This is a genomic window from Corallococcus sp. AS-1-12 (assembly GCF_020036995.1).
Taxonomy (GTDB): Bacteria; Myxococcota; Myxococcia; order Myxococcales; family Myxococcaceae; genus Corallococcus.
On record NZ_JAIQDD010000001.1, the window covers coordinates 262,736 to 279,305 of the forward strand.

Here is a 16,570-nt window from a genome sequence, read left to right on the forward strand (position 1 = left end):
CGGGCCGTCGTCTTTTCCGGAGCTCCGCGCTGCCTCCCCGGGCACCCGGACTCGAAGGGGCCGGCAGGGAAGGGGGCGGGCACTCCTTTGACTTGCCGTGCCTTCTTGTGGGAAGCACGCCCCATTGCCCTCCGTTAGCCCCGACTGAATGATGTCCGAGCCCACCGCCACAGCCCTCCCAGTCACCGAGCCCCTGCCGGTGCCGGCCCCCGCGAAGCTGGTCGACGTGGCCAGCCTGTCGCGCGAGAAGCTCGCGCTGTTCCTGAGCGAGCAACTGGGCGAGCGCCCGTTCCGCGCGGCGCAGCTCTACCGCTGGCTGCACCAGCGCGGCGCCACGACGTTCGACGAGATGACGGACCTGTCCAAGGCCCTGCGCGAGAAGCTCAAGGTCCAGGCGGAGATCGTCCCGCTGGTGAAGGACCTGGAGCAGCGCAGCGTCGACGGCACCATCAAGTACCGCTTCAAGACGCGCGACGGGCGCTTCATCGAGTCCGTCTACATGCCGGCGGAGGACCGCAAGACGCTCTGCGTGTCCACCCAGGTGGGCTGCGCCATGGCCTGCTCGTTCTGCATGACGGGCACGCTGGGGTTGAAGCGCAACCTCACGCCCGGCGAGATCGTCGCCCAGGTGCACGCGGTGAACCGCGAGGTGCGCGCCAACGAGGGCCTGGAGACGCTCCGCCCGCTCACGAACCTGGTGTTCATGGGCATGGGCGAGCCGCTCCACAACTTCGAGAACCTCAAGACGGCGCTCTCCATCCTCCAGTCGGAGGAGGGGCCCAACTTCAGCCACCGGCACATCACGGTCTCCACCGTGGGCCTGGTGCCCATGATCGAGCGCTTCGGCCAGGAGACGGACGTCAAGCTGGCCATCTCGCTCAACGCCAGCACGGACGAGCAGCGCAGCAAGACGATGCCGGTGAACCGCAAGTGGAACATCCAGGCGCTGCTGGATGCCTGCCGCAAGTTCCCCCTGCGTCAGGGCCGCCGCATCACCTTCGAGTATGTGCTGCTCAAAGGGTTCAACGACACCGACGAGGACGCGCACCGGCTGAAGGAGCTGTTGCGCGACATTCCCGCGAAGGTGAACCTGATCCCCTACAACGAGAACCCTGGCCTGGGGTTCCAGACGACCGGCGAGCAGCGGGCCGAGGAGTTCCGGGCCATCCTTGCCGAGGCCCACGTCGCGGCATACATCCGGAAGAACCGGGGCCGGGACATCGCCGGGGCCTGTGGCCAGCTCGCCAACCGCGACGAGACGGCCGCTGAAGCCCCGGTGTGACATAAGCACCCGAGCTTCCTTGACAATCCAGTCGGCGGGGCGCTAAGAGCGCCCCCCTCCGCCTGTTACCGTAGAAGTCACACGATTTCGCTGGAGCGTTCCATGGCCGTTGTCCTCCGTCTTGCCCGCGCGGGCGCCAAGAAGATGCCGTACTACCACGTGGTTGCCACCGACTCGCGCAGCCCGCGCGATGGCAAGTTCCTGGAGCAGGTCGGTTCCTACGACCCCAACCACAGCCCCGCGAAGGTGCAGTTCAACGAGGAGCGGCTGAACTACTGGCTGAAGAGCGGCGCGCTGCCCTCCGAGACGGTCGCGGACCTGATCAAGACGGCGAAGAAGCAGGCCCCGGCGACCACCGCCTGAGCACGCCCCCGTCTGGACAAGACGTGGAGCCGCTGCTCACGTATCTGGCGAAGGCCCTGGTTGATCAACCCGACCAGGTCACCTTGCGCATCTCCGAGGCGGATGGCGGCCGGCTCTATGAGCTGAAGGTCGCCCCCGAGGACGTCGGCAAGGTCATCGGACGTGATGGGCGCACCGTGAACGCCCTCCGGACGCTGATCAACGCCGCCGCCCAGAAGCAGGGCCAGAAGGTCCGCCTGGAGATCCTTGACGATCGCCGCGCTCCGGGTTCTCCCCCGGCGCCGCCCACTCCGGACGCCGCGCGGTGAGCGCGCAGGCCTGTCTGGAGCTGGGCTACGTGGCCCGTGCGCACGGGCTGCGCGGCGAGGTGGCGGTCAAGAGCTTCGACCCCGCCTCGGAGACGCTCGGCACGGTCGAGCGTGTCCGGCTGCGCCTGCGCTCCGGGGAAGAGCGCGAGTACGCCCTGGAGACCTTCCGCCCCGCGAACAAGGAAGACCTCGTCTGCTTCGAGGGCGTGGAGTCCCGCACGGCCGCGGAGGCGCTGGTGGGCGCGAAGGTGTTCGTCTACCGCGAGGACCTGGAGCCGCCCGAGGAGGGCGAGTTCTTCCAGGGTGACCTCGTGGGGTTGAACGCCGTGGACGAGCAGGGCGCCTCCCTGGGCACGGTGGAGGAGGTCTGGGCCACCGGTGAGGTTCCCAACCTGGTGATCCGCGCGAAGGGCCGGCCGGAGCTGGTGGTGCCCTTCGCGGACGAGTTCGTGCCGGCGGTGGACGTGCCCGCGGGGCGCATCGTCATCCGGCCTCCGGAGTACCTGGACGCGGACGATTCGCCGGGGAAGTCTGGAGACGGCGGGTGAGCTACCGGGTGGAACTGCTCACGCTGTTCCCCGGGATGGTGTCCGGCTACCTGGGCGCGAGCATCCTCGGGAAGGCCCAGGAGAAGGGGCTGCTCTCCGTCACGCTCACCGACGTGCGCGACTACGCCGAGGGCAAGCACCGCGTCACCGACGACGCGCCCTACGGCGGCGGCGCCGGCATGGTGATGAAGCCCGAACCCCTGGTGGCCGCCATCGAGGCCGCCCGGGCCCGTCTGCCCGGGGCGAAGGCGCTCCTGATGAGCCCCCGGGGGCCCACGTTCACACAGGCGACGGCGCGCGAGCTGGCGCGGCACGAGGCCGGGCTGATCCTCGTGTGCGGCCGGTACGAAGGCGTGGACGAGCGGGTGATGCCCTTCCTGGACGGCGAGCTGTCCCTGGGCGACTTCGTCCTCACGGGCGGGGAGGTCGCAGCCCTGGCGGTGGTGGACGCGGTGGCGCGGCTGGTGCCGGGCGTCCTGGGCAACGAGGCGTCCTCGGTGGCGGAGAGCTTCGAGGAAGGCCTCCTGGAGCACCCGCACTACACCCGGCCGCCCGTCTTCCGGGGGGCCGAGGTGCCGGCCGTCCTCCAGTCCGGCGATCACGCCCGCATCGCCCGCTGGCGCCGGTGGAAGGCCATCAAGCTCACACAGGAGCGGCGGCCGGACCTGTTCGCGCGGCTGGTGTTCAGCAAAGCGGATCAGAAACTGCTCGCCAGGGAAGAAGAAGCGTTGTAACCCTGCGTGTTCTCGCGGAACCTTTTGTTGCAGGCTTGTTCGTCCCGGCGGTCTCTGCTAGGACGGCCCGCTCTTTTCCACGCGTCCTACGCGTCAAGTTCCGCTTTCTGGAGTCCGTCATGCGCCGCAGCCTCATCGAGCACGTCGAAAACAAGTTCCTGCGCAAGGACATCACCGCGTTCCGCACGGGTGATTCCGTTCGCGTCCACTGGAAGGTCAAGGAAGGCGAGAAGGAGCGCGTGCAGGCCTTCGAGGGCGTGGTCATCCGCAAGACCAAGGGCACGAACCGCGCGACCTTCACCGTGCGCAAGATGTCCTTCGGCGTCGGCGTGGAGCGCATCTTCCCCATCCACAGCCCGCGCTACGAGAAGATCGAGGTCCTCACCCGCGGCGACGTGAACCGCAAGCGCCTGTTCTACCTCCGCGAGCTGAAGGGCAAGGCCTCGCGCGTGGACGTGCAGGTGGACCCGGACAAGGCCGCCGCCAAGGCCGCCGCCGCCCGGGGCTAGTAGGTCCTCAGAAACCCTCTCGCGGCCTTCGCGGCCGCGTGCGAGAAGGAGCGTCCGTCACTGGACGCTCCTTTTTTCGTTCGGGCTAGACTGCGCGCGCCATGCACTTCGTCGAGGTCGCCATCCAGAACGTCCGCGGGTTCTCTCCCGCCGGGCGTTTCCCGCTGAAGACCGGATACCTCATCCTCAAGCCGCCCACGGCGGACGTGCTGCCGCTGGCGAACCTGGCGCTGTCGCTGTTGTTCGCGGATGGCCGGGGCGGGGACGCGAGCCTGGTGGGCTCCGCGGGGCGCTCCGGCAAGGCCGCGCTGACGTTCGTGGGGCAGGACGGGATGACGTACCGGGTGTTGCGCGAGCTGGGCGGCTCGGGATCGCTGCACCGGCTCAACCCCGCCACGAGCCAGCCGGAGCTGGTGTCCACGGACGTCTCGGAGATCAACCAGTACCTGCGCGGCCAGGCGGGACTGCCTCCGCGCACCACCTTCGAGCAGGTGTACTGCCTCCAACTGGTGATGCTGCCGTCGCGCCGGCCTCGCAAGAGCCTGGCGAAGGCCGCGGCGGCCGCGGGCGCGAGGGCCTCCGGGGCCACGCCGTCGCTGGCGACCGCTTCCCAGGTGCTCCCGGCGGAGGACGTGCCGGCGGCCGAGGCGAAGGTGAAGGTGCTGGAGAAGGAGCTCGTCACCGCGAAGGCGGTGGATCAGCTCCAGTTCAAGGTGGACGAGCTGGCGTCGCTCATCTTCGAGGCGGACTCGAAGCTCAAGGGCGGGGAGGGGCTCAAGGAGGCCATTGCCCAGGCGGAGGCCGCCTGGCGCGCGGCCCCCTCGCCGGAGTCGCTGGGGCTGCCCCTGGACATCCTCTCGCGCGTGAAGCGCTACCCGAAGGTGGTGGCGCGGCGGGACGAGGCGCTGGCGCGGCTGGAGACGGACCGCGATCCAGAGCTGGAGGACGCGTCGCTGAAGGTGCCGCCCCTCACCCAGAACCGCTACTTCTGGGGAGGCCTGGGCGCGGGCGTGCTCTTCATGGGCCTGAGCGTGGGCCTGGGCATCGTCGCGGCGCAGCCCATGTGGCGCTACCTGGCGCTGGTCAACATCCCCGCCTTCGGCGCGGCCGCGTGGATGGCGCTGCGCTACGTGGACGACCTGCAGCACGCCACGCGCAAGGGCTCCAAGGACAACCGCAAGGACGCGAGGCAGAAGAAGATCCTCGACGAGTTCGAGCTCGAGGACGCGCCCGTGCGCATGGCCGTCAAGGCCCTGAACCTGGAGAGCTACACGGAGATCCCCGCCGCGCTGGAGCAGAAGGACCTGCTCGGCATCCGGCTGGGGGAGCTGCAGACGCAGTTGGAGGAGTTCGAGGCCTCCGAGGAGTACCAGGGCGCCATCCGCGACGGACAGGAGCTGCGCGCGCAGCAGGAGGCCCTCAACGCGGAGCTGTCCGCCAAGGGCACCTACGTGCGCGACCTGCGCGAGGTGGAGCGGGAGCTGTCCCGGCTGAAGGAGTCCATCGCGCTGGCGAAGGCGCCCCCGGTGCCGGTGGCCGCGGCGCCCGGCCAGACGCCCGCGCCGGTGGATCCGCTGGAGGACCCGTCCCCCCTGGTGCTGTCGCAGACCGCGGACGTGCTCACGACGGACATGCTCTCGGTGCAGGCGCTGCTGAAGGACCGCTGCGTGCAGTACCTCACCGCGCTCACGGACCGGCGCTACCAGGGCGTGGAGTGGGACCGCGAGGGCAACGCCTTCCTGCTCGCGCAGAACAACCGCATCCCGGTTGGGGAGCTGTCCCCGAAGGACATCGACCTCTACTACCTGGCGCTGCGCATGACGGTGGTGGAGAAGACGTGCGCCCGGGTGAAGCGCCCCTTCCTCCTGGACGACGTGCTGACGGGCGTGGACGAGGCGAAGCTGCCCCTCGTCGCCCGCATGCTCAAGCACCTGGGCACGCTCACGCAGGTGCTGCACGTCACCGCCCACCCGGGCTTCGGCCAGATGTCGGACGGCACCGTTAACGTCTAGCCGCCGCCGGAGGTCCAAGGGGCGGCGGGGACGGAATGGGGACGCGGCGGGACGTGGGGGACGTGGCGGAGTCGCAGGGCGTGCGCCTGCTGGAGTCGCAGGGCTTCCGGGTGGTGGCGCGCAACTGGACGTGCCGCTATGGCGAGCTGGACATCGTGGCGGAGCAGGGGGAGCTCGTGTGCTTCGTGGAGGTGCGCATGCGCTCCACGGCGGCGTGGGGAGACCCGTCGCACACCGTGTCCTTCGCCAAGCAGCGCCGGGTGGTGAAGGCCGCGCTGCACTATCTCTTCCAGAACGGCATCGACGGGCGCATGGTGCGCTTCGACGTCATCTCCGTCGTGGGCCAGGGCGAGCACGCCCGGGTGGAGCACCTGCCCGCCGCCTTCGACGCTGGCATGTAAAGGAATCCGTCCCTTGGCTGGAACGCTCTACCTCGTGGCCACGCCCATCGGGAACCTGGGGGACGTCACCGCCCGGGCCCTGGAGACGCTGCGCACCGCCGGCTTCCTCGCGTGCGAGGACACCCGGCACTCGCGCATCCTGTTGGACCACTTCGGCATCGCCGGGAAGGACCTGGTGAGCCTGCCCGCCTTCGCGGAGGGGCAGCGCGCCGGGCGCATCCTGGACCGCATCGAGGCGGGGGAGGACTGCGCGCTCATCACCGACGCGGGCAGCCCCGGCATCAGCGACCCGGGGGAGAAGCTGGTGGCGGAGGCGCTGGAGCGCGGCCTGAAGGTGGAGCCGGTGCCCGGCCCCACGGCGCTGGTGGCCGCCCTGAGTGCGTCAGGCCTGCCCACCGGGCGCTTCCACTTTCTGGGCTTCCTGCCGCGCAAGGGGCCGGAGCGCCGGGCCATGCTGGATGAAGTGGCGCCCCTGTCCGCCACCTGCGTCCTCTACGAATCTCCGCGCCGCCTGGCGGAGACGCTGGTGGACCTGCAGGAGGCCTGGGGCGACCGCCGCGCGTGCGTGGCGCGCGAGCTGACCAAGCTGCACGAGGAGTTCGTCCGGGGTCCGCTGTCCGCGCTCGTGGCGCGCTACGCGGGCGAGGAGACCCGGGGCGAGGTGGTGGTGCTGGTGGAGGGGCGCACCGGGGAGCAGCGCTGGAGCGAGGACGAGCTGCTCCGGGCGCTGGAGTCGGGCCTGGCTCGCGGCGAGAAGCTCAAGCCGCTGAGCACGGAGCTGGCCCGCCGCGCGGGGTGGCCCGGCCAGGAGGTGTACCGGCTGGGCCTGGGGCTGAAGCAGCGGTAGGGGAGGCCCACCGCCGCGGTCATCCGGCGCGGGCCTTCAGAAGCTGAAGGTCGCGCCCAGGTCGAAGCGGAACGTGGTGCTCTGGATGGCCCGGAAGCGGCGGGACACCAGGTCGTAGCGCCAGTCGAACGTGGGGTTCAGCTCGTCCGAGCCCGGGGCCGTGTCCACGGTGCCGTCGCCGTTCAGGTCCTGGCCAATGGCCTCGGTCGTGAGCAGGTGGTCCGTGTTGTAGAGGAAGTTGCCGGAGGCCCGGATGGTGAAGGCCTGTGCGGCGCGGGCGGTGACGCCCACCTGGCCACCCACCTGGAAGTAGTCGTCGGAGGTGAGCAGCTTGCGCAGCGCGGAGCTCAGCTCGTTGTAGTACCGGCCGCGGCCCACGTAGTTGCCCAGCAGCCGCAGGTCCAGGGCGAACTTCTGGGACCTGGCCGCGTTCTCGAAGGGCACCAGCTCCATGCCGAAGGTGAGCGCCGTCTGCGAGGGGGCCTGGATGCCCGTCTCCTTCCGGGTCCACGGCTCCTTGTAGCAGTTGTACGGCGCACCCAGGTTGGGCCGCCCGTCGCCGAAGTTGGGCGGGGGAGTGACGGACTGGTCGCAGTTGGAGTAGGCGCCGGGGCCGCGCACCGGGATGGTGTAGGACGCCTTGAAGTACGGCTCCGCCACGCCCATCTTCCGCGAGAAGGACGTGTAGAGCTGGTACTTGTGGACGCGGTCGCCCACGTTGCCGCGGTCGCCGTCCGGGTCCGTGTTGTCCAGGCTCGGGTCGCGCTGCTTGGCGGTGGGCGCCTCGTAGTCGATGCCGACGATCCACGTGGGCTTGGTGTCGTCCTTCTCCTGGTTGAAGAAGGCGTACGCCAGGCCGAAGTGCACGTTGCCCAGGCCGCCGCGGTAGCTCTCCTGGGGCACCTGGAACAGCCGGCCCTTGCAGCCTTCGGCGGAGTAGGGCGAGCCGTCCGCGTTGTAGCAACTGTTGGTGATGGTGGAGTTGCCCTGGGTCGTCCCCGAGACGAAGTCCCAGGTCTCGTTCTGCTGGAAGACGATGGGCAGCTTGAAGCTGAACTCCAGGTCCTTCCACAGGCCGAAGGCCACGGCCAGGTTCAGCCGCGCGTCCACGCCCTTGTACCAGAGCTCATTGACGTCCGGGACGCTGGTGGCGTCACCGTCGCTGAGCTGCTCGCGGACGATCTTCGCGCGCGTCTGCGAGCGCTCGAAGCCCACGTCGAGGAAGAGGTCGAACGGATCATCGTCCTCGAACGAGGAAGCAATCCGGGTGATCTCCGCCGCGCTGGCGGCGAACGGCACGCCCAGCGTCAGCGCGGCGATGACGGCGCGAAACCTGTGCATCCACTACCTCCGACGACCACGGCCCAGGCCTGCCAGCTAGCCGTGCCGTCGGAGGAGTGTCAAGAAATGGGTGGGGCTTTACTTCCCCGCGACGGAGGTTCCCAGCAGTCCGTCCAGCCGCTGGACCTCGGTGTCGAAGGCGCCCTTCTGGGCGGCCGCCAGGGACGCGCGGAAGGTCTTGTGCTGATCGAAGGGGTCCAGGACCCGGTTTTCGCCCAGCATGAGCTGGTAGTGCAGGTGGGGGGCGAAGGAGTGGCCCGTGTTGCCGCTCTGGGCCAGGACCTGGCCCGCGTTCACGCGCATCCCGGGCTGGATGCTCTTGGGCAGCTCCGCCAGGTGCAGGAAGAGGGCGCGGCGGCCCTTGCCCCCGGACTCCACCAGCTCGATGCAGTTGCCGTTGCTGCCGAAGTTCCAGTTCTTGCGCTTGATGACGCCCGCGAAGGGCGCCCGGACCGTCGTGCCCACCGGCGCGCGGAAGTCCACGCCCTTGTGGCCGCGGCCGTCGCGCAGGAGCGAGGTGATCTGCTCGTAGCTGTCGATGGGCGACTTCTCCATCCGCAGCTCCAGCTCGTCGCCGCCAGGCAGGTAGTAGCGGGCGTTCTGCTCGCCCGCGGGCGTGAAGCGGTAGGCGCGGTGCGTCTGGCCCGTCTTGCCGCTCACGAAGCGCACCGCGTACACCAGCGGCTCCTCGTTGGGGCGGCGCTGGTAGAGCACGTCCAGGGTGTCCCCCCGGAGGATTTCACCGGGGACGCGCACCCACCACACCAGCGTGCGCGTCACCACCTGCGCCAGGGCGGGGCCCACGGTGGCGTCGGAGGCCTGGACGAGCGCCGTCTCCAGCGGGCCCTCGATGCGGATGGACACGCGCTCCAGGCCCGCGGCCTTCACGGGGTCGGTGGGCGCGGGCGGGGCCACGGGGGCCTCGGCCACGGTGCCGGCGTCCAGCGCGGACGCGGTCTGCGAGGCGACGTCCAGGGGGACATCCGCCATGCGCTGTTTCCACCACCACACGCCACCCGCGGCCGCGCCGAGGATGACGGAGACGGCAACCACCGGTCCGAAGGGATTGCGCTTCGGTGGTCCACCGAGGGTGGGAAGATTCGGCCGCATTCAGGCTCCCTGAGGGTAAGAAGGTACGCGGGGGCCGAAACCGCCGGGAAGAAGGCGATATTTCGGCGCCCCGGGCTACTCGTCCGGGCCGTCTTCCTGACCGTCCGGGGTGGTGTCGCGCAGGCCGAACTCCTTCATCTTCGTCTGGAGCGACTTGCGGCTGATCTGCAGGAGGCGCGCGGCGCGCGTGACGTTGCCGCCCGTCTCCTCCAGCTTCTTGACGATGAGGTCGCGCTCCAGCTCCGCGGCCTTCATGCGCACGATGTCCTTGAGGCCTACCTCGCCCACGGGGACGTCCAGCGTGCCCAGCGAGGCGGCGACCTGGGCCCCCGCCTGCACGCCCGCTCCCCCGCGCACCGGCTCCGGCAGGTCCCTGGCGGTGATGAGGGGGCCGTCCGCGAAGAGCAGCACGCGCTCGATGAGGTTCTCCAGCTCGCGGATGTTGCCCGGCCACGCGTACGCCTGGAGCAGCGCGAGCGCGTCGTCGGCGATGCCTTCTATCTTCTTGTGGAGCCGCCGGTTGTACTTGTCCACGAAGTGCGCGGCGAGCATCGGGATGTCGCCCCGGCGCTCACGCAGCGCGGGCAGCACGATGGGCACCACGGCCAGCCGGTAGTACAGGTCCTTGCGGAAGCGGCCCGCCTCGATCTCCGCCTGGAGGTCGCGGTTGGTGGCGGCCACCAGGCGCACGTTCACGCGCGTCGTCTTGATGCCGCCCACGCGCTCGAACTCGCCCTCCTGGAGCGCGCGCAGGAGCTTCACCTGCATCTCGACGGGGATCTCGCCAATCTCGTCCAGGAAGAGGGTGCCCTCGTCGGCCAGCTCGAAGCGGCCGGGCTTGGACGTGACGGCGCCGGTGAAGGCGCCCTTCTCGTAGCCGAACAGCTCGCTCTCCAGGAGCGTGGCGGGGATGGCGGCGCAGTTGATCTTGATGAACGGCTTGTCGCGGCGGCTGGACGCGCCGTGCAGCGCGGTGGCGATGAGCTCCTTGCCCGTGCCGCTCTCCCCGGTGATCAGCACCGTGGAGGGCGTGTCCGCGACCTTGTCGATGATCTTGTAGACGTCTTGGATCTGCGGCGACTCGCCGATGATGGCGGACCGGGCCTTGTGGTCCGCGCGCACGGAGCGCTTGGCGCTCTCGTTCGTCTTGGCGGCCTTGGCCACGACGGAGGACAGCTCCGCCTGATCAAACGGCTTGGTGATGTAGTCGAACGCGCCCGCCTTGATGGCCTCCACGGCGGAGTCCACGGTGCCGTGCGCGGTGATGATGATCACCGGCACGTCCGGGTTGGCGGTGCGCACGGCGGCCAGCACCTCCATGCCGCCCAGCTTGGGCATCACCAGGTCGGTGACGACGATGTCCGCGCCGTTCTTGTGGAACTCGGCCAGGCCCTGCTCGCCGTTCTCCGCCACGGTGACGTCGAACCCGTCGCGGCGCAGCAGGGCGGCCAGCACCTTGCGCAGGTTCGTCTCGTCGTCGATGACCAGGACCTTGGCCATGAGTCTTTCGCGCGGCGACCGCGACCTAGCGGCGCGCCGGGGGAGCGGCGGGGGTGGCGCCTTCCAGCGTGCAGATGGCGTCCGGGTGCTTGATGCGCAAGAGCAGCGACTCCAGCACGCGGAACGGGTGGTTCATCTTGCTGGCGCCCAGGTAGGCCGCGACCATGTCCATGGCCACCGCCAGGTCCATGTTCTCCCGGCCCGTGGACACCACCACGCCGGACTCACCGCGCAGGCGGTTGGACTGGTAGACGCCGTCCGCCGCGAGCTGGCTGATGGTCTGGATCTCCAGCACGCCCGTCTTCTCGTAGATGCGGTGCAACTGCGAGTACAGGCGCGGCGACAGCACCACGGCGTAGGGGCCGAAGTGGCCGGCCTCGTTGAGCTTGCGCGTGGCCTCCACGATGGTCTGGAAGCCGCCGCCCGGCGCCGTCCAGTCCCCCAGCGTGGCGGTGAGGCGGCCGTTGGCCGTCATCAGGCCCTCGTAGCCCAGGCGCTGGTCGCCGTAGAAGATGAGCTCGTCCTCCTGCTGCGCGCACAGCGCCGCGGCGCCGGCGGCGGCGGACACGTCCAGCGGCATGTTGTGCGTGCGCGCCGCCTCGATGTCCCGCCAGTGCAGCAGGAAGTCCTTGTAGATGATGGGGATGGTCTTGAACTTGCGGACGTCGGTGAAGACCATCGCGGTCTCCTGCTCCCCGACGATGTCCACCGCGCCCGGGGACACGCCCTGGAACTCGTCGTACGCCACCGTCTGCACGCCCGCGCCCAGCGGCCCGTAGATGTCCAGGATGCGGCGGCCCACCAGCGACCGGCGAGCCACCTGGATCACCGTCTCGTTGAGGCGCGCCCACTCCTCTTCGCGCAGCGGGTTCTCGGCATGTCCAAGGAAGTCAGGCATCTGTGTCTCCGTCACGAGCGGCGGCAGAGGAGGGGAAGGCAGGAAGCAAAAGGGTTCTAACGACCGCCACCGGAGCCACCGCTTCCACCGCCGCGGCGCAGGCTGCCGATGGTGAGCGGGTGGCCGTTGGCGGCGGGCGGCGGCGCGGGGACGCCGTAGATGAGGCGCTGGGGCGGCAGGGACGTCAGGGGCTCGTTCGCCAGGCGGCCCACCGAGGGCGGCGCGCGCGTCACGACGGGCGAGGGTTCAGCGGCGGGCGGGGCGGGCTCCGGGGAGACACCCCCCGTGGCGGCCTGGAAGTGGCCGGGGACGAAGGGCTTCGCGAAGTGCGCGTCCTGACCCTTGTCGAGCATGCGGAGCATGTGGGTGGCCTCGGACACGTGCTCCTTCTCCTCCGCCGCCAGGTGGAGGAAGAAGGCCTTGACCTCCGGGAGCGAGGAGTCCTCGGCGTACGCCTCGTACTCGTTGATGGTCTCGAGCTCGCGCGCCAGGACGGCGCGGATGCGCGCGACGTCGGACCGCTCGGTGTCGGACTTTCCGGCCATTGAGGGCGGACCCTCGCAACCCGTGGGGAGACCGTCAAGTGAAACAGCGGTCGAAGGGTTTCCTGCTGCATGCCGAAGAACGCCGGACGTAGAGTCCGCCCCTTCGTGACCGCCCCCGCACCCGCCTCGCCCCCCCGGCCCGACGCTCCGGCCGCCCCGCCACCGTCCGGACCTGAACGCAGCGCGGGAGGCCGTGGCGCGATGCTGGTCGCCATTGGCATCCTGGCGTCGCGGCTGATGGGGCTGGTGCGCGAGCGGGTCTTCGCGCACTACCTGGGCAACGCGGAGGCCGCCGCCGTCTTCAAGGCCGCGCTGCGCATCCCCAACTTCCTCCAGAACCTCTTCGGCGAAGGCGTCCTGTCGGGCTCCTTCATCCCCGTCTACGCCCAGCTCCTGGGCAAGAAGGACGCGGACGAGGCGGACCGGGTCGCGGGCGCGGTGTTCGGCCTGCTGGCCCTGGCCACCGGCGTGATGGTGGCGCTGGGCATGCTGGCCACGCCGCTGTTCGTGGACCTCATCGCGCCGGGCTTCCAGGGCGGCGAGCGCGACCTGGCCGTGCGGCTGGTGCGCATCCTCTTCCCGGGCACGGGCTTCCTGGTGCTGAGCGCGTGGTGCCTGGGCATCCTCAACAGCCACCGGCGCTTCCTCCTGTCCTACCTGGCGCCGGTGGTGTGGAACGTCGTCATCATCGCCACGCTGCTGGGGGTGGGCCGCGTGCAGGGCACGTCCGGGGGCCGCGCGGCGGAAGAGGCCGTGACGGAGTGGCTGGCCTACGGCGTGGTGCTGGGCAGCTTCCTCCAGTTCGCGGTGCAGGTGCCCACGGTGATGCGCCTGTTGGGCCGCTTCCGCCCGGTGCTGTCGCTGGCGAGCGCCTCCGTGCGCCAGGTGCTGAAGAACTTCGGCCCGGTGGTGCTGGGGCGCGGCGTGGTCCAGTTCAGCGCGTGGGTGGACACCGCCTTCGCGTCGCTCATCTCCAACCGCGCGCTGTCCTCGCTGCTCTACGCGCAGACCATCTACCTCATCCCGGTGAGCCTCTTCGGCATGGCGGTGTCCGCCGCGGAGCTGCCGGAGATGGCGCGCGCCACGGCGGAAGGGGAGGCCCAGGCGCACACGAAGCTGCGCGGCCGCATCGACGCGGGCTCGCGCCGCATCGCCTTCTGGGTGGTGCCGTCCGCCGCCGCGCTCCTCTTCCTGGGGGACCTGGTGAGCGGCGCGCTCCTGCAGACGGGCCGCTTCGGCGCCTCGGACTCGCGCTACCTCTGGTACCTGCTGATGGGCGCCGCGGTGGGCCTGGTGGCGTCCACCGTGGGCCGGCTCTACGCGTCCGCCTTCTACGCGCTGAAGGACCCGAAGACGCCCTTGCGCTACGCCATCGTGCGCGTGGCCCTGGGGACGGTGAAGGCCTGGTTCCTGGCGCTGTGGCTGCCGGAGCGCCTGGGGCTGCCCCGGGAGCTGGGCGCGGCGTTCCTCACCCTGTCCAGCGGCATCGTCGCCTGGGTGGAGACCACGCTCCTGCGCCGCAAGCTGCGCTCCATCGTGGGGCCCGTGGGCCTGCCCTCGGGGCTGCTGCCCCGGCTGTACGGCGCGGCGGTGGTGGCCGGGCTCGTGGCGTTGGCCGTCAAGCAGGGCCTCACCGGCCTCCTGGGCCCCATGCCCGGGGTGGGGGTGGAGTGGGGAGGGACGCTGCTGGTGCCGCCCCGGCTGCACCCGGTGCTGGGCCTGATGGCGACGGCGGTGCCCTTCGGCGTCGTCTACTTCGCCGTGTCCGCCGCGCTGGGGGTTCCGGAGGCGGGCGCCGTCTTCCGCAAGGTGGGCCGGCGGCTGGGGCTCGCCCGGTAGACGCGGCGCGGCGCCCGGTGGGGCGGCTGCCCGGCGGGCGGTGCCTGGGAGCTCAAACGGAATGCAGGACAGGGCCCTTTCCGTTGCGATAGGAGGCCCTTTGTGGAGGGGATGGCCGCATGCGGCTTCCTCCGGGCATGGCGCGCGTGTAGAGTGCGCCGCCTTTTTCAAGAGGCCCTGACTTCAAGGAAGTCCCGGGTCGGAAATCGTCAACGGAAGGTCTCGGCAGTGAGCGACGAGAAGAGCGGCGGAAATTCGGGCGGTCCTGGCGGTTTCGGTCCCAAGAAGCCGAAGGCCACGTTTGGCGACGTGATGCTGGGCATCCCCTCGGGGGGCCAGGGCAACGAGCGCGGCGGTGGCCGTGGCGGCCGCGATGAGAAGAGCGGGCAGGGCCGCGGTGATCGCGGTCCTCGCGACGCCCAGTCGCAGCCCCGTCCCCAGGGCGACGCGCCCCGTGGCGGCGGCGAGCGCGGCGGTGGCCGTGGCGGCGAGCGCCGGGGAGGTGGCGGAGGCGGCGAGCGCCGTCCATCCGGTCCCATGGTGGTCGTGAAGCGGGCCTCGGGCTCCATCGAGACGCGCGCCCTGGAGGGTGAGAAGCCCGCCGAGGCGACCGCGACCGCGGAGCAGACGGGCGCCGACGCGCAGGCCTCCGCGGCCTCCACGCCGGCTCCCTCGCCGCGTCCGGTGACGCCGGCCCCCGCGCCGTCCAGCCCGCTGTACGACGAGGTCCCGGAGACCGAGTCCTTCGCGGACATGTTCGAGGCGCAGGTCAAGGACGGTGGCGCTCCGGGCCGCCGCGGCGTGCGCATTGGCGAGAAGGTCGCCGGCACCATCTTCCAGTTGGGCGCGGACACCGCGTTCGTGTCGCTGGACGGCTCCGCGAAGTCGGAGGCGATGATCGAGCTGCGCGAGCTCAAGGACGACGAGGGCATCCTGCGCTTCGGCGTGGGCGACCGCCTGGAGGCGCACGTCGTGGAGATGGGCGCCAAGGGCATCATGCTCAGCCGCGCGCTGGCCAAGGGCAACGCGTCCTTCGCCATGCTCGCGGAGGCCCGCGCCTCCGGCATGCCGGTGGAGGGCCTGGTCCTCAGCGTGAACAAGGGCGGCGTGGAAGTCGCCATCGGTGAGACGCGCGCCTTCTGCCCCATCAGCCAGTTGGACATCCGCTTCGTGGAGAAGCCGGATCAGTTCATCGGCGAGAAGCTCCAGTTCCGCGTGACGGAAGTGCGCGACCGCAACGTGGTGCTGTCGCGCCGCTCGCTGCTGGAGGACGAGCAGCGCCGGCTGGCCACGGAGACGCGCAAGAACCTGGCCGTGGGCAAGACGGTCAAGGGCAAGGTCTCCGGCGTGCGCGACTTCGGCGTGTTCGTGGACCTGGGCGGCGTGGAGGGCATGGTCCCCGTCTCCGAGCTCTCCTACACGCGCGTCGCGCACCCCAGCGACGTGGTGAAGCAGGGCGACGAGGTGGAGGTGGAGATCCTCCGCATGGAGGAGGGCCAGCCCAACTCCCCGGACAAGGCCAAGCAGAAGGAGCGCATCACCCTGTCGCTGCGGTCGCGTCAGGAGGATCCGTTCAAGAAGGCGCTGGAGGAGATCAAGGAGGGCGACCGCCTGCAGGGCAAGGTCGTCCGGCTCCAGCCCTTCGGTGCGTTCGTGGAACTGCGCCCGGGCGTGGACGGCCTGGTGCACATCTCCGCGCTGAGCGACCGGCGCATCGCGCACCCGCGCGACGCGGTGAAGGAAGGCGAGGTCATCTGGGTCTCCGTCGAGAAGATCGACCCCAATGACAAGCGCATCGGCCTGCGCCGCATCTCCGAGGAGGAGGCCCAGCGTCCTCCCGAGGAGCGTCCGGCGAAGGAGGCGCAGCCCTCGGCGCCCAAGGAGCCCGCGGCGCCCCGTCCCAAGGTGGGCGCGGTCGTCGTCGGCAAGGTGGACCGGCTGGAGCCCTACGGCGTGTTCCTCGCGTTCCCGGGCGGCAAGGGCCTCATCCCGGCCAGCGAGACGGGCACGGATCGCGGCACGGACATGCGCAAGCACTTCGCCATCGGCCAGGAGCTGAAGGTGGCGATCATCGACATCGACGCCTCCGGGAAGATCCGCCTGTCCATCCCCGCGGCCATCCGCGCGGAGGAGCGCGCCGAGGTCGAGGCGTGGCAGAAGACGCAGCAGCCCGTGGGCGGCGGCAAGAAGGGCTTCGGCACCTTCGCGGATCTGCTCAGCAAGCTGGGCAAGTAGTGACGTCACGCCATCTCGGCGCTCGCACGCGACAATGCGAGGGGGCGCCGAGATAGGTGTTGACGGTAGCGAGGGGCTTCGGTACTTACCCTCTCGTT

16 protein-coding genes are annotated in these 16,570 nt (G+C 70.4%); 11 read left to right on the top strand and 5 right to left on the bottom strand.

Translation table 11 applies throughout. The annotated features are described in order from the left end of the window. The first annotated feature begins 151 nt into the window (after window positions 1–151). From rlmN to rsmI, 9 genes are all read left to right on the top strand, one after another. Window positions 152–1,282, top strand: coding sequence for a 23S rRNA (adenine(2503)-C(2))-methyltransferase RlmN (gene rlmN, locus K8556_RS01030; RefSeq protein WP_223738388.1), 1,131 nt, complete (start codon window positions 152–154; stop codon window positions 1,280–1,282). A 102-nt stretch (window positions 1,283–1,384) separates the two neighbouring features. Next, on the top strand, window positions 1,385–1,645 hold the full coding sequence (gene rpsP / locus K8556_RS01035) for a 30S ribosomal protein S16 (protein WP_014397299.1): 261 nt from the start codon (window positions 1,385–1,387) through the stop codon (window positions 1,643–1,645). Window positions 1,646–1,668: 23 nt separating this feature from the next. Further along, a complete protein-coding gene (locus tag K8556_RS01040; RefSeq protein WP_223738153.1) occupies window positions 1,669–1,953 on the top strand; it encodes a KH domain-containing protein in 285 nt (94 codons plus the stop codon). Then, entirely contained in the window at window positions 1,950–2,501 is a 552-nt protein-coding gene (gene rimM / locus K8556_RS01045) for a ribosome maturation factor RimM (protein WP_223738154.1), read from the top strand. Before K8556_RS01040 ends, rimM begins: the two co-directional genes overlap by 4 nt. Continuing rightward, window positions 2,498–3,235, top strand: coding sequence for a tRNA (guanosine(37)-N1)-methyltransferase TrmD (trmD, locus tag K8556_RS01050; protein ID WP_223738155.1), 738 nt, complete (start codon window positions 2,498–2,500; stop codon window positions 3,233–3,235). Before rimM ends, trmD begins: the two co-directional genes overlap by 4 nt. A gap of 119 nt (window positions 3,236–3,354) precedes the next feature. Next, window positions 3,355–3,744, top strand: coding sequence for a 50S ribosomal protein L19 (gene rplS, locus K8556_RS01055; RefSeq protein ID WP_223738156.1), 390 nt, complete (start codon window positions 3,355–3,357; stop codon window positions 3,742–3,744). Window positions 3,745–3,845: 101 nt separating this feature from the next. Further along, window positions 3,846–5,756, top strand: coding sequence for an ATP-binding protein (locus K8556_RS01060; RefSeq protein WP_223738157.1), 1,911 nt, complete (start codon window positions 3,846–3,848; stop codon window positions 5,754–5,756). 35 nt (window positions 5,757–5,791) lie between these two features. Further along, entirely contained in the window at window positions 5,792–6,157 is a 366-nt protein-coding gene (locus K8556_RS01065) for a YraN family protein (protein WP_223738158.1), read from the top strand. Window positions 6,158–6,170: 13 nt separating this feature from the next. Next, window positions 6,171–7,004, top strand: coding sequence for a 16S rRNA (cytidine(1402)-2'-O)-methyltransferase (rsmI, locus tag K8556_RS01070; protein WP_223738159.1), 834 nt, complete (start codon window positions 6,171–6,173; stop codon window positions 7,002–7,004). Window positions 7,005–7,040: 36 nt separating this feature from the next. Here the strand turns inward: rsmI and K8556_RS01075 are convergent, their stop codons facing one another. The 5 genes from K8556_RS01075 to K8556_RS01095 form a co-directional block, all read right to left on the bottom strand. Continuing rightward, window positions 7,041–8,345 (bottom strand): hypothetical protein, encoded by a 1,305-nt coding sequence (locus tag K8556_RS01075; RefSeq protein ID WP_223738160.1) that lies wholly within the window; start codon window positions 8,343–8,345, stop codon window positions 7,041–7,043. A 78-nt stretch (window positions 8,346–8,423) separates the two neighbouring features. Beyond that, window positions 8,424–9,455, bottom strand: coding sequence for a M23 family metallopeptidase (locus K8556_RS01080; protein ID WP_223738161.1), 1,032 nt, complete (start codon window positions 9,453–9,455; stop codon window positions 8,424–8,426). Between the two features lie 75 nt (window positions 9,456–9,530). Continuing rightward, window positions 9,531–10,955, bottom strand: a complete 1,425-nt coding sequence (locus K8556_RS01085; RefSeq protein ID WP_223738162.1) for a sigma-54 dependent transcriptional regulator — start codon at window positions 10,953–10,955, stop codon at window positions 9,531–9,533. Window positions 10,956–10,980: 25 nt separating this feature from the next. Then, window positions 10,981–11,853, bottom strand: coding sequence for an encapsulin nanocompartment shell protein EncA (encA, locus tag K8556_RS01090; RefSeq protein WP_120566121.1), 873 nt, complete (start codon window positions 11,851–11,853; stop codon window positions 10,981–10,983). Window positions 11,854–11,909: 56 nt separating this feature from the next. Then, window positions 11,910–12,398, bottom strand: coding sequence for a ferritin family protein (locus tag K8556_RS01095; protein WP_223738163.1), 489 nt, complete (start codon window positions 12,396–12,398; stop codon window positions 11,910–11,912). Window positions 12,399–12,599: 201 nt separating this feature from the next. On the opposite strand from K8556_RS01095, the gene murJ reads away from it, so the two are divergent. Both murJ and K8556_RS01105 read left to right on the top strand, forming a co-directional pair. After that, a complete protein-coding gene (gene murJ / locus K8556_RS01100; RefSeq protein ID WP_223738164.1) occupies window positions 12,600–14,237 on the top strand; it encodes a murein biosynthesis integral membrane protein MurJ in 1,638 nt (545 codons plus the stop codon). A 228-nt stretch (window positions 14,238–14,465) separates the two neighbouring features. Further along, the gene (locus K8556_RS01105; protein WP_223738165.1) at window positions 14,466–16,472 is read left to right on the top strand and encodes a S1 RNA-binding domain-containing protein; all 2,007 of its coding nucleotides are present in this window, start codon (window positions 14,466–14,468) and stop codon (window positions 16,470–16,472) included. The last annotated feature ends 98 nt before the right edge of the window (window positions 16,473–16,570 follow it).

Bases quoted from the DNA above. Each gene is read 5' to 3' on its own strand.
- K8556_RS01065 (WP_223738158.1), top strand. From the start codon at position 5,792: ATGGGGACGCGGCGGGACGTGGGGGACGTGGCGGAGTCGCAGGGCGTG.
- rpsP (WP_014397299.1), top strand. From the start codon at position 1,385: ATGGCCGTTGTCCTCCGTCTTGCCCGCGCGGGCGCCAAGAAGATGCCG.
- K8556_RS01075 (WP_223738160.1), bottom strand. From the start codon at position 8,345: ATGCACAGGTTTCGCGCCGTCATCGCCGCGCTGACGCTGGGCGTGCCG.
- K8556_RS01095 (WP_223738163.1), bottom strand. From the start codon at position 12,398: ATGGCCGGAAAGTCCGACACCGAGCGGTCCGACGTCGCGCGCATCCGC.
- rplS (WP_223738156.1), top strand. From the start codon at position 3,355: ATGCGCCGCAGCCTCATCGAGCACGTCGAAAACAAGTTCCTGCGCAAG.
- K8556_RS01080 (WP_223738161.1), bottom strand. From the start codon at position 9,455: ATGCGGCCGAATCTTCCCACCCTCGGTGGACCACCGAAGCGCAATCCC.
- K8556_RS01085 (WP_223738162.1), bottom strand. From the start codon at position 10,955: ATGGCCAAGGTCCTGGTCATCGACGACGAGACGAACCTGCGCAAGGTG.
- K8556_RS01060 (WP_223738157.1), top strand. From the start codon at position 3,846: ATGCACTTCGTCGAGGTCGCCATCCAGAACGTCCGCGGGTTCTCTCCC.
- rlmN (WP_223738388.1), top strand. From the start codon at position 152: ATGTCCGAGCCCACCGCCACAGCCCTCCCAGTCACCGAGCCCCTGCCG.
- encA (WP_120566121.1), bottom strand. From the start codon at position 11,853: ATGCCTGACTTCCTTGGACATGCCGAGAACCCGCTGCGCGAAGAGGAG.
- murJ (WP_223738164.1), top strand. From the start codon at position 12,600: ATGCTGGTCGCCATTGGCATCCTGGCGTCGCGGCTGATGGGGCTGGTG.